Genomic DNA, 12688 nt, shown 5'->3' with positions numbered 1-12688 from the left:
TTGAACACGGGTTAAGTCGATTCGCGTTTTTAAATGACTGGAATTCAAGATTTCTAAAGTAAAAAAATCTTAATTTAAAAAGAACCCTATTTCAAGAATATAGAAGAAATTCAATTTTTTTTTGCAATTAATTAATGTTGTCAAAACATATTGCCAGTAAAACAATAAAAAACCAGATAGCGCTATATCCATCTGGTTTTTTTTAAAAATCTTGATTAAAACCTTAATCCAGCAGTTAGGAAGAAGCCTTTGGTTTTACCCAGATCTATCTGATCAACATCTTTTTGAACATTTGTAAGAGACCACTGATAACTGGCATCAATGTAAAAGATAGCTATATCCAATCCTGCTCCAGCAAAAACTCCCCATTGAGGAGATTCTACTAGGTCTTTATCCAAAAATTCATCGCTCGTCCCTGTCACAATAAAAGTAGAACCTCCACCAAAGATTCTAAGACCGAATGCTGAATCAGCATTTCCTAACACGTCTAAACCTACGGCGACAGGAATTCTGAAACCATGATAAGAAGCATCTGTCGCAGGTCCCTGATTGATATCTGTGTATTCAAAAGAAGAACTTTGGTAGAAAACCCCAGGCTCGAAATAAAATTTCTCACCGAAAGCAACGCTGGCACCTAATTGCCAACCCACTTGACCTTTTGCATCAGCTCCATCACCTGTTACATTGGTTGCATTAATCCCTATTCCAGGTTTGATTTGAGTTTGGGCTAGAGAAAAAGACATGCCCACTACAATTGCAGAAATAACTAATAGAAATTTTTTCATTGTTTATATAGTTTAAAATTTAAGCGAAAATCAGAATACAAACCCAGTTGAGGAATTTTGATTTTGTTTCTTTTATTACAGGAGCTGTTTTATTTATTAATCTTGTTATTTTTGAATGTAATTTTTGAGCATGAAGCGACTATTTCTAAGTTTAATTATATTTTTTAGCCATTTTATAGGAATAAAAGCTCAGGACACTGTATTTGTGACCAAGCATAATTTTTCCTCTCCAGTCCGCAATGTTTTTAATGTAGGAAGAGAGGTATATGCTAAAATCGGCGAATACCTCTATAAAATGGAGGAAGATAATTGGATACAACAAAAATCACAGTTCGAGAAAACCTATGTGTTTTTTAAAGAGGGGTTTTACGAGTCCGATTACATCCCCAATTCTGAGCTGTTTGATGCCAGTGGTATGAAAGATCTAATTCCTCAAAGAGGATTATTTATTACTACTTCGGCGGTTAAAGATTCTAGATTATTTATAGCCAGCGGTAGTTCCCTTTTTGAATACTATATTTTCGACCATTATTCCAAAAGCTATTACAATGCTTCAATCCGAGATATCTTCATCAATGATAGCCTTAAAGTAATATCAACCTATTCTGGAATTTTTGTCAACGGCGCACTTCGCTCGGGATTACCGCCATACTCTAATGGCCCTTTGGTTTACCTAGACAGCACTTTTTACTTCTGCATAGATGAACTCCTTAAGTTTTACCCGCCTGACTCCACTAGTATAATAAAATCTGCCACTAATGTTTTTGCAGGGAATATCAGGAACATGGTGGAATGGAAAGGAAAGTTATATACTCAAAATACACAGTCCATTAATCTTCTTTCAGATGATTATGAATTGACCCCTATCCACAGAGAACAGGAATACATGGATTTAGTGGAAGTTAATGAGGGGTTGATTTTTTCATCTGCGGAGGGAAACTGCTTTTTTTGGAATGGAGAAAACACCATAAAATTAGCCAGTCTTGACTCCAAAATAAGAGATATCTATCCTTTTGAGAATATTCTATACCTGGCTTCTGACGATGGAGTTTACACTATAGAAAATCTTGATCCAGCTACTCTTGAAAAAGTTTTTGACACAAAATTTAATATCCATATTGAAAAAGACAACCTAGGTAATACATGGATCTCAACTGAAAATGGGCTTTTTGTTTATACTAAAGAATATCCTCAGTTATTGCCCGTAATTGGAGGAGTTGAATTCAATAGGGAAGCATTCATAATCCACGGTGACTCAATATTTGTTGGCGCGATCGATGGACTATACTCTTTAAATACAATAGAAATCTCGAAAAGCTTTATTCCTGCAGCAATCAACAGATTGGAAATCCAATCTCCTGATAGGAGAATTATAGCCTATTTATCCATCCTCTTACTTGTTTCGATAGTTGGTGGACTATTTTGGTTTGTCCGTTGGCGCAAAAAAACTAAGCTCTCAGAAGGCTCAGAGGAAACAAGAAAATCTAAAATAGATTTAGAGGAATTGAGGAATCTGATTGTCCTCAATAGAATAAATTCTGTTGAAGCTTTGGCTACTTACCTAAATACCAATACTGTCCAGCTTAACAGAAACTTCAGAGAAGAAGATATCACACCCGGAAAATTTCTTAAGTCAGTCAAATTGGAATATGCAAAAGAGCTACTTGCAAATGGAAGCAGTATAGAAGATGTTGCTAACCTTATTGGATATTCTACCAGATTTCTAAAGAAAGAACTGGAAGAAGAATAAAATTTTTAGATACGCTTAAGGGCCTATAATCGCCCTATGAAGATGGAAAACAACATTTTACCCTCTAATATTTATGTAGAATGAAAAATAATATACCAACCTAATCGTCCATAAAGGCGGTAATCGAATGAATATTAGAATATTTAACACCGTCCCCTTGACAATTACCTAGGTCTTATATACGTTTGTGTCCAAATGGCAAAGTATCTAGTTAGATTCTTATTATCGCTGAGTATTCTCATTTCAAGTGGCTATAGCGCAATCTATGCCAGCATTGATAGTGATAATGCTTTAGAAAGCGCAGGAGGCTCTTTTGAGACCTCTGTAGGAATCAACAATACAAAACAACATCCCCTATCTTTTTCTGCTACAAAAGAGCACGGTAGTGATATATTTACCGTCAACAATTCGAAAGTTGAAGAGGAGGATGATGAGTTTGTCACAAATCATAGCTTTTTAGATAGCGCATACTTCAGCGCCATATACTTTACCCGGATTTTCGGTTTTCTTTTTCAAACTTCATCACATGACTTGCATTTCAGCAAGTTTGTTCCAAATACAATAGAGCTTCGTAAACACGTAGTCATTCAGGTATTTAGAATATAATACTACTTTTTTGAGGCAGAAAATCATTTTTGCCTAACACTCCCTTTTTCTTAATTAACCCTTAGAACATCAGCTTATAGCTCTTGATGCTCAACGGTTTTCGTGTATTTCCCTATACACAACCACCCAAAATCACCCGGAAAAAAGTATCGTTTTTATTAAATCAACCTATGAAAAATCAAATTTTCATGCTCTTGAGCCTGTGCAGCACAATGTGGATCGCAAGCTGTAATTCACACGGAGAAGAGCATCACGAAGAGGAAACCACCTTTCAGGTGACTAGCCCCCTCACCATGGATACCTTAATCACCAAAGATTATGTATCCCAAATACATTCAATTCAGCATATTGAGCTGCGAGCTCAAGAAAGAGGTTATCTACAAAAGATCTATGTAGATGAAGGTCAATTTGTGAAAAAAGGGCAAATCATGTTCAAGATCATGCCTAAGCTTTACGAAGCAGAACAACAAAGTGCCAAAGCTGAAGTAGATTTTGCAGAAATCGAATATCAAAACACCAAAACGCTGGCAGATAGAAATATCGTTGCTCCAAATGAGCTGGCAATGGCAAAAGCCAAATTAGCTAAAGCTAAGGCTGAACTTGCATTGGCAGAAGTTCACCTGCAATTCACTGAGATTCGTGCACCATTTGACGGTATTATCGGTCGGTTCCGTGTGCGGGAAGGTAGTTTGCTAGACGAAGGAGAATTACTATCTGAATTCTCAGACAATAGCAAAATGTGGGTTTATTACAATGTACCTGAAGCAGAATACTTAGAGTACAAAGCTGAAGTGAAAAGTGAGGATGATGTCATTGTGAATCTACTAATGGCAAATAACAAGTACTTCACTTATCCTGGCGTAGTAGAAACTATAGAGGCAGATTTCAACAATGAAACTGGAAACATCGCCTTCAGAGCAACATTCCCTAATCCGGATGGTCTATTAAGACACGGTGAAACTGGTAATATCGAGATGAGTATTCCTTTAAAGGATGCACTATTAATTCCTCAAAAAACCACCTTCGAAGTACTTGAAAAAAAGTATGTCTATGTAGTAGATGAAGAAAATAAAATCCGCTCCAGAGAAGTGACAATTGCAGCAGAAATACCTCACATCTATGTGATATCTGCTGGTTTGGAAAAGGGTGACAAAATCCTTCTGGAAGGTCTTCGACTGGTAAGAGAGAATGAGGAAATACACTACGAATTTGTACAGCCTCACACAGCATTGTCTCAGTTAGACTTATATGCAGAGTAGTCAATTCTCTCATAAAAACCAGAAACAATAATGTTTAGCACATTCATAAAAAGACCAGTCCTCGCGATTGTGATTTCGATCATTATCGTATTTATAGGCTCGTTGTCTATCAAACAACTACCTATATCTCAGTTTCCTCCGATTGCCCCTACTACGGTAAGTATCTTCATAGCCTACCCTGGATCAAGTGCAGATGTACTTGTGAAATCCACCTTGATCACGTTGGAAAACGCAATCAACGGGGTGCAGGATATGAGATACATGGCAACGGATGCTACTTCTGCAGGTGAAGCAACGATTAACATCATCTTCGAACCTGGCACAGATCCTAACCAGGCAGTAATACGAGTGAAAACGAGGGTGGATCAGGTAATGCCTCTTCTACCCGAACTCGTTCAGCGTGAAGGTGTGGTAATCACACCTATACAGCCTAGTATGTTGATGTATGTCAATCTGTATTCCAAGAGCGAAAACATGGATGAAAAATTCCTGTATAACTACGCCAACGTGAATATGATCCCTGAAATCAACAGAATCAAAGGGGTAGCAAGATCTCAAATATTAGGTAGCCGTACCTATGCAATGCGTGTGTGGCTGAATCCTGATCGTATGCGAGCATACAATGTCTCAGTAGATGAGGTAATGGAAGCTATGCAAGAGCAGAGTATCGTAGGCCGTCCAGGTAGAATCGGACAAAGCTCGGGTATTGAAGCACAATCTCTGGAATATGTATTGACGTACAAAGGTCGTTTCAGTAAGCCTGAAGAATATGATAACATCATCATCCGAGCGAATTCTGATGGTGAAAGTATCCATTTAAAGGATATTGCTAGAACTGAATTAGGAAGTGAATTCTTTGATATTTACTCCAATCTGGATGGTCATCCATCCGCTGCGATTGTATTGAAACAAAACTACGGCAGTAATGCCAGTGATGTAATTGAAGAAGTAAAAGCGCAACTGGAGACAATGAAAGAGTCCTTTCCTCCGGGAATGGATTACAGCATCAGTTATGACGTATCCCGATTCTTGGATGCATCTACAGAGCAGGTAATTCATACGTTGCGAGATGCATTTATCCTAGTTGCGCTAGTTGTATTTGTATTCTTGGGTGATTGGCGATCGACATTGATTCCAATCATTGCTGTGCCAGTATCACTGATCGGAGCGTTTTTCGTGCTTCAGATGTTTGGACTATCTATCAACATCATTACCCTTTTTGCCTTAGTACTTGCTATTGGTATTGTGGTCGATGATGCGATTGTAGTAGTGGAAGCTGTGCATGCTAAGATGGAAGAAATGCCTCATTTGTCGCCATATCAAGCAGTGAAAAGAGTTCTTGGTGAAATTTCTGGAGCAATCATCGCCATCACAGCTGTAATGGTTTCTGTATTCTTACCTATCTCCTTTATGAGTGGGCCTGTAGGTACTTTCTACCGCCAGTTCTCCATAACTATGGCTAGTTCAATTGTGATTTCAGCAATCATTGCCTTGACGCTGACTCCAGTGCTTTGCGCGATGCTCTTGAAAAACCACCATGGAAAAGAGAAGAAAAGAAATATCCTCACCAAAGCTTTAGATGGCTTCAACAGTGGTTTTGATAAGTTGACAGGTAAATATGTGCAGTTACTTCGGTCCATGGTAAGCCGTAGATGGCTCACCTTTGGTATACTATTGCTCTTTGGAGCTGGTATAGTATTCGAAAACCAAATTCTACCAGCTGGCTTTATCCCTAGTGAGGATCAGGGAACAATCTATGCGATTATCCAAACACCTCCAGGATCTACATTAGAGCGTACCAATCAGGTTTCTCAGAAGCTGCAGAAAATATGTGAGGAAATCGATGGAGTAGAATCCGTTTCATCCCTCGCAGGATACGAGATCATGACGGAAGGTCGTGGTTCCAATGCTGGTACTTGTTTGATCAACTTAAAGCCATGGGGCGATCGTAAGCATACCGTGAAAGAAATCATGGAAGAACTGGAAGAGGAATCAAAAGGTTTAGGTGCCGTTGTGGAATTCTTTGAACCACCTGCAATCCCAGGTTTCGGTTCATCCGGAGGTTTCTCCTTACGACTATTAGACAAGACTACCACAACTGATTATCAGGATTTTGACAAGATCAACAAGAAGTTCATGGATGATCTTAGTGCACGTCCTGAAATAACAGGTTTGTTCACATTCTTCGCTGCCAACTATCCTCAATATGAATTGGAAATAGATAATGATAAGGCAATGCAAAAAGGAGTTTCTATCGGAGATGCAATGGAAAACCTGAACATTCTTATCGGTAGTACATACGAACAGGGTTTCATCCGATTTGGTAGATTCTTCAAAGTATACGTACAGTCAGATCCTGCATTTAGAAGACTTCCTTCAGATGTTTTGAATCTGTTTGTGAAGAATGAAGCTGGAGAAATGGTCCCTTACTCAGCCTTCATGACAATGAAGAAAACTCAGGGACCGAATGAGGTGACTCGTTTCAACATGTACAACTCAGCATCGATTCGAGGCCTTCCGGGCAAAGGCTATACCACTGCTGATGCGATACAGGCGATTAGAGAAGTATCTGCTCAAACATTGCCTAAAGGCTATGACATTGCTTGGGAAGGTTTATCCTACGATGAATCCAATAGAGGGAATGAAGCTCTTTACGTTTTCTTGATCGTATTGGTGTTCGTTTACTTTGTATTGGCAGCACAGTATGAAAGTTTTATCATTCCACTTGCAGTAGTATTCTCGCTCCCGGCGGGGGTATTTGGTTCCTTCTTCTTATTGAAAATGATGGGACTGGATAATGATATCTACGCACAGATTGGTTTGATCATGTTAGTCGGACTATTAGGTAAAAACGCCGTGTTGATTGTGGAATTTGCCGTACAGAAACGTCAGGAAGGATTGAGCATCTTGGAAGCTGCTATCGAAGGCGCCAAAGTTCGTTTCCGTCCTATTCTGATGACTTCCTTTGCCTTTATTGCTGGTTTGATTCCATTGATCGTGGCATCAGGAGCAGGTGCTATTGGTAACCATACAATTGGTGCATCAGCACTTGGTGGTATGTTATTCGGGACCATATTCGGGGTAATCATCGTACCTGGCTTGTATTTCATATTTGGGAATTTGGCGGATGGTCGTCACCTGATCAAGAACGAAGATGAATCTCCACTTTCCGAACAAAAACAACACTCACATGCTTAAGAGAATCATATATATATGCCTTGGGGCAGTGGCTATCACATTTGCAGTGACTAGTTGCAAAACTCCGGAGCTAGTACAGAAAGATGTAAATAATGCAGTACCTGAGAGCTTTGCAAATGGCTCTCAGGACACTACAAATACTGCAGCTATGATATGGCAAGACTATTTCAACGACCCATATCTGAAAGCCTTGATTGATACTGCTTTGAGCAACAATCAGGAATTGAATATCACTTTGCAGGAAATTCAGATAGCTCAGAACGAGGTTCGAGTGCGTAAAGGCGAAATACTGCCTTCGGTAGGACTTGGAGCTGCAGCTGGAGTAGATAAAGTAGGTAGATATACTAGCCAAGGTGCAAATGATGCCAATACTGAAATCAAGCCTGGCAAGGAAATGCCTGAACCTTTGCAGGACTATATGCTAGGAGCCTATGCTACTTGGGAAGTCGATATCTGGCATAAACTGAGAAATGCTAAAAAATCAGCAATGACCAGGTATCTGGGAAGCGTTGAAGGTAAAAACTTCATGGTAACCAATCTGATCGCTGAGATAGCAAACTCATATTACGAACTTCTCGCATTGGACAATGAACTGGCAATTGTAAAGCAGAACATCGAGATCCAAAATAATGCTTTTGAAATCGTAAAATATCAGAAAAATGCAGCCCGAGTTACTGAGTTGGCTGTGCGTAGGTTTGAAGCTCAGGTACTAAACACCAAGAGTCTTCAGTATGGTATTCAGCAGGACATCATAGAAGTCGAGAATAGAATCAACTTTTTGGTGGGTAGATTCCCACAGAAAGTTGAAAGAAACCCAAACGCATTTGGAGACATTATGCCAAAGGCTGTTCAAGCGGGAATTCCTTTTCAGCTTTTGGCTAACAGACCAGATATCAGACAAGCAGAGCTTGAATTAGCGGCTTCGAAGATTGACATTCAAGTGGCTAAAGCTGACTTCTACCCTTCTTTGGAAATCAGAGCAGGCCTTGGGTTCAATGCTTTTAACCCTAGCTACATATTCACTTCTCCTCAGTCACTGATCTATTCACTTGCCGGTGAACTGGTAGCTCCTCTGATAAATAGAAATGCGATAAAAGCGAGGTATTTGACAGCTAACGCAAAGCAGATTCAAGCTATCTACAATTATGAGCAAACTATCCTGAATGCTTATGTAGAAGTAGCCAATCAGCTTTCCAATATCAGCAACTTGGAACAAACCTATGACTTGAAGTCTAAGGAAGTACAGGCACTCACCCAGTCAGTGGACATTTCTAATGAACTCTTCAACTCTGCTCGAGCTGATTACATGGAAGTGCTATTGACTCAAAGAGATGCGCTGGAATCCAAATTTGAATTAATCGAAACTAAGATGAAACAAATGCATGCCACGGTTGATATCTATCAAGCGCTTGGTGGCGGTTGGAAATAAATTGGTTGATTAAAGGTTGAACCGCTATCCATACGATCAAATGGATAGCATATTCAAAAGTCCCTCCGAAGGTTCGGAGGGACTTTTTTGTTAATCTCCTAAAATCCTGACAAGCTCTTCATTCACGTAATACACTTCCTTTCCGTCTTTTTTCGGAAAGAGAATCTTTGCTTCGATCAACTCTGAGAAATATTTCGTCAAAGTCGTTCTTGAACTAACTCCCATCAATTCTCCAAGGGTCTTGGATTTGAGATAAGGTTGTGAAAAAATCAACTCATTGACCTCTTTCGAATACCACTTGATTTTTGATTTACCGTGGTCTAGCGTTGCTTCCATCTGCACAATTATTTCATGGATTAAATCTTCCGTCAGTTTGGAAGTTTTCTCCACCGCTTCCAGCATAAATAAGATCCAGGATTTCCAGTCTCCACGCTGAGTGACTGACCCAAGGTGATAGTAATAATCTTCCTTGTGGACGATGATGTATTTGGATAGATACAGCACAGGAAGATCAAGAAGGTCTCTATTAACAAGATAAAGTTGGTTCAATATCCTGCCAGTTCTTCCATTTCCATCTGCAAAGGGATGAATGGCTTCAAATTGATAATGAGATATGCACATTTTCAATAGTGGATCTGTAGGAAAATCTGTGTCGTTACCGAGATATTCTGTCCAATTGTCCATTAAATCCTGAAGTAATTGCTCTCCTCTAGGTGGAGTATAAATAGTCTCACCTGAGCGAAACTCACTATTGCCCCGCTTGATAACCGTCTGCGTAGCTGGCGAGCGAAAGCCTGCATTGGTATTTTTGACCTCCTGAAAAACATCCAGAATCACCTCCTCATCTATTCGGGATTTATGGTTCATCTTAGCATATCCTTCCCACAGCGCTTCTCGATAGCGTAGCACTTCCTTCGTAGCAGAGTCTGCCTTTTCCTCCTGAATCAAGCCTGAAACGGCCTTATATAGCTCATCTTCTGTGGTAAAAATATTCTCTATAGCCGTAGAACTTTTCGCCTCTTGCAGGGCAATCGTATTCACCAACATAGTGGGGTTAGGCAAGCGAAGTACGCTGGCATTTACTGAGGCCAATGCCCTCGATGCAGTGACCAATTTTTTCAATACTGCGATATCTTCCTCTACTGCCTTGGAAGGTGGAAGTAGAGGCAAATCATTATAAGGAAAATTCCTGTCGTAAGGCATAAGACTAAAAGCTTTTCGTGTCCAAATTTATTAAAAATATGAACACAAACCGATATACATGTTCATATATTTCCAAAAATTGGACATATAGCAAAAATATGTCCACCAAATGGACGTCTCTTGACAATGCATCCATATTTATAGATAAAATGGACAGGTTAGCCAAACATGTCCAGCAAAAGAGGTATCCCCTATCTTATGTTCATTATATGCAGAATATTGGACACATTCGACCAGTTTCTCACCCTGTGAAATAAGCATCCAACTCAGCAAGCATGGCTGATTTATCTCTCAGATCATTAATGATTTTACCTTTTTCTAAGAGCACTATGCGATCACAGATCTCTGTCACATGAGTAAGGTCATGGCTCGAGATCAAAAAAGTAACCTGGGATGTTTCCTTTTCCTGAAGGATCAATTTCTTCAAACGGATCTGAGAACTAGGATCCAGGTTTTCAAAGGGCTCATCCAAAAAGACTACTTCAGGATTTCCCATGAGTGCAGCTGCGATTCCTACTTTCTTTAGATTACCCTTTGAAAGGTCACGTATGTATTTCTCCTTCCCTACAATCTCATCATTGAAGAACTCGGTGAACTTGCTCAAATGTAGCTGCAAATCAGCCTCAGAAAGGCCGTAGATTTTACGAAGCGTCTGAAAATACTCATCGGCAGTCAGATAGGACAAGAGCATGTGCTCATCCAAATATGCTCCTGTAGTTTTTTTCCAATCTTCAGTTTTACTCACATCTCTCGCATCGATTTCCACCTTTCCGGCCGTCGCACGAACGAGATCAAGCATGATTCGAAACAAGGTCGTTTTGCCCGCGCCATTGTTCCCTACTAAACCAAAGCACTCTGACTTTGGGATATCTAATTTTGGGATATCTAAGACTACAGCTTCTTTATATTGCTTTTTTATGTTAGTTACTTGTATCATAATTCTTGACGGAATGAAGATGAAATTTCATATCGGTTTTTTAAAACCCGATTAATATTAATAGAGGATAGCTTATTGAAGAATATAATTCCTACGATTCCCACCGTCCCTAAAGCAGCAAGTCCTGCATAGAAATTGAAAAACATAGCAAAAGGTAAATAAATCACATACGGAGCAACCATCATCGGGATAATCATAAGGAATTGAGCTGCTCCTACACCTTCGTAATTGAACATGGCGCCTTTATTTAGATCCATAGGTTTTGGTTTCCAAAGAGCAAGGTAAATGATCAAATGGATCATTACTCCAGCATTAAATAGGAATGTAGCCAGGTGAATCAACAGAAATGACCAACCGAAGTATACATAGGGAATTGACAACAAAAAGCACAGTAAGGAAATAGAAAGTAGAAGTAGGTATTTTCCTCGTACTAAATTTTTAACACCATCTCTTCGGCTCAGGAAAAAGTCAAAATACCCAGAGTTCCAGCTTAAGAAAAGCTGACCGTACTGGATCATAAATATTCCGGTGATAAAGATTCCTACGAAAATAAAGATGTTCCTCATTGGACCATCTTGGTAAGCTGGATTATCATAGAAAATGGTACCGTAAAGCAGAAAAAAAGCACTAAGCATCAGAAAGGTTCGGCTCTTTTTATGTCGGATAATTAACTTCCATTCTAGATTTGCTAACTCCCCTGCCATACCAAATCGGGCAAAGAACCCTACTGATTGATTCACAAATCTAGCCTCTTCCTCCTTAGCCAAATCTTCCAGGTAAGCATTATTCAAATAGTAGGAAAATGCCATGTAGTATCCAACAAAACACAATACCAACATGATGGCCATCGGCACAAAACTACTCATAGCCAAGGTGAAGAAAGGAGCAACTAACTCTCCCAAATTAAACCACCCCATATAAGTAGATCCGCCACCCAAAAGCAAAATGACAAATACAATCACCACTCCGATCAAACTATCTTCAAATCTTTGCTTGAACCAAAGCATAAACCAATGCAAGGTCCAGCTAATAAACAGGAGAGTTCCCAGCCAGGAGACCGCACCAGCAACTCCATATTGAATTGAAATCTCGGTAAACGCAAAAGGAGTAAACAGTATCAGGGCGATAATGCTCAGTGGAGAGAAAAAGGATCTCCCAAGTAGCATATGCATGATTTTCCTTTTAGAAATAGGTAAATGCAGAAGACTTTCAAGTTCTATAACTGGCAACTTCTGAAGGAAATATCGATACATGAATTCCACCAGAAAAAAGAAAATCAGGCCTGAATTCAACACAACAATACTATCCTGCCCTTCTGCTAAAGCTTGAAGAATTCTATTGAGGAAAATACCTGTTATCAGCAGATATCCCAAAAGCATAATTGCTAGGAAGCCAAGAAATATGGCAACCATCACGCTTTTGGCAAATGAAGTAGATCGGAAACTCTTCAGGAATTCCAACCGAATCAGTTCAAATAACATATAATCTCAAAAGTAAATAAGGTTCTAAATTGATCTCAAA

9 protein-coding genes are annotated in these 12688 nt (G+C 39.4%); 5 read left to right on the top strand and 4 right to left on the bottom strand.

The genetic code is table 11. From position 1 onward, the window contains the following. Positions 1-215: 215 nt before the first annotated feature. A complete protein-coding gene (locus tag AACZ87_RS16870; RefSeq protein ID WP_339868916.1) occupies positions 216-785 on the bottom strand; it encodes an outer membrane beta-barrel protein in 570 nt (189 codons plus the stop codon). A 130-nt stretch (positions 786-915) separates the two neighbouring features. Here AACZ87_RS16870 and AACZ87_RS16865 point away from each other — a divergent pair, with 130 nt between their 5' ends. The 5 genes from AACZ87_RS16865 (at position 916) to AACZ87_RS16845 (ending at position 9027) form a co-directional block, all read left to right on the top strand. Further along, positions 916-2535 (top strand): helix-turn-helix domain-containing protein, encoded by a 1620-nt coding sequence (locus tag AACZ87_RS16865; protein ID WP_339868915.1) that lies wholly within the window; start codon positions 916-918, stop codon positions 2533-2535. A 195-nt stretch (positions 2536-2730) separates the two neighbouring features. Beyond that, on the top strand, positions 2731-3141 hold the full coding sequence (locus tag AACZ87_RS16860; RefSeq protein ID WP_339868914.1) for a hypothetical protein: 411 nt from the start codon (positions 2731-2733) through the stop codon (positions 3139-3141). 170 nt (positions 3142-3311) lie between these two features. Beyond that, a complete protein-coding gene (locus AACZ87_RS16855; protein ID WP_339868913.1) occupies positions 3312-4400 on the top strand; it encodes an efflux RND transporter periplasmic adaptor subunit in 1089 nt (362 codons plus the stop codon). A gap of 30 nt (positions 4401-4430) precedes the next feature. Next, positions 4431-7598, top strand: a complete 3168-nt coding sequence (locus tag AACZ87_RS16850) for an efflux RND transporter permease subunit (RefSeq protein WP_339868912.1) — start codon at positions 4431-4433, stop codon at positions 7596-7598. Then, the gene (locus AACZ87_RS16845; RefSeq protein WP_339868910.1) at positions 7591-9027 is read left to right on the top strand and encodes a TolC family protein; all 1437 of its coding nucleotides are present in this window, start codon (positions 7591-7593) and stop codon (positions 9025-9027) included. The genes AACZ87_RS16850 and AACZ87_RS16845 overlap by 8 nt, the downstream gene beginning before the upstream one ends. Positions 9028-9117: 90 nt before the next feature. On the opposite strand, the gene AACZ87_RS16840 is transcribed toward AACZ87_RS16845, so the two are convergent. The 3 genes from AACZ87_RS16840 to AACZ87_RS16830 form a co-directional block, all read right to left on the bottom strand. Beyond that, positions 9118-10230, bottom strand: coding sequence for a Fic/DOC family N-terminal domain-containing protein (locus AACZ87_RS16840; RefSeq protein WP_339868909.1), 1113 nt, complete (start codon positions 10228-10230; stop codon positions 9118-9120). Positions 10231-10471: 241 nt separating this feature from the next. Then, positions 10472-11167 (bottom strand): ABC transporter ATP-binding protein, encoded by a 696-nt coding sequence (locus AACZ87_RS16835; RefSeq protein WP_339868908.1) that lies wholly within the window; start codon positions 11165-11167, stop codon positions 10472-10474. Continuing rightward, positions 11164-12648: a DUF5687 family protein gene (locus tag AACZ87_RS16830; protein WP_339868907.1), complete on the bottom strand. Its 1485-nt coding sequence runs from the start codon at positions 12646-12648 to the stop codon at positions 11164-11166. The genes AACZ87_RS16835 and AACZ87_RS16830 overlap by 4 nt, the downstream gene beginning before the upstream one ends. Between the last annotated feature and the right edge of the window lie 40 nt (positions 12649-12688).

The sequence above is a fragment of the uncultured Algoriphagus sp. genome (assembly GCF_963974365.1).
GTDB lineage: Bacteria > Bacteroidota > Bacteroidia > Cytophagales > Cyclobacteriaceae > Algoriphagus.
Note: the sequence above shows the minus strand (reverse complement) of the source record. Positions and strands in the feature narration are given on the sequence as shown.

Excerpts from the sequence above, each read along its gene's own strand:
- AACZ87_RS16865 (WP_339868915.1), top strand. The coding sequence starts at position 916 with ATGAAGCGACTATTTCTAAGTTTAATTATATTTTTTAGCCATTTTATA.
- AACZ87_RS16835 (WP_339868908.1), bottom strand. The coding sequence starts at position 11,167 with ATGATACAAGTAACTAACATAAAAAAGCAATATAAAGAAGCTGTAGTC.
- AACZ87_RS16845 (WP_339868910.1), top strand. The coding sequence starts at position 7,591 with ATGCTTAAGAGAATCATATATATATGCCTTGGGGCAGTGGCTATCACA.
- AACZ87_RS16860 (WP_339868914.1), top strand. The coding sequence starts at position 2,731 with ATGGCAAAGTATCTAGTTAGATTCTTATTATCGCTGAGTATTCTCATT.
- AACZ87_RS16870 (WP_339868916.1), bottom strand. The coding sequence starts at position 785 with ATGAAAAAATTTCTATTAGTTATTTCTGCAATTGTAGTGGGCATGTCT.
- AACZ87_RS16855 (WP_339868913.1), top strand. The coding sequence starts at position 3,312 with ATGAAAAATCAAATTTTCATGCTCTTGAGCCTGTGCAGCACAATGTGG.
- AACZ87_RS16840 (WP_339868909.1), bottom strand. The coding sequence starts at position 10,230 with ATGCCTTACGACAGGAATTTTCCTTATAATGATTTGCCTCTACTTCCA.
- AACZ87_RS16850 (WP_339868912.1), top strand. The coding sequence starts at position 4,431 with ATGTTTAGCACATTCATAAAAAGACCAGTCCTCGCGATTGTGATTTCG.
- AACZ87_RS16830 (WP_339868907.1), bottom strand. The coding sequence starts at position 12,648 with ATGTTATTTGAACTGATTCGGTTGGAATTCCTGAAGAGTTTCCGATCT.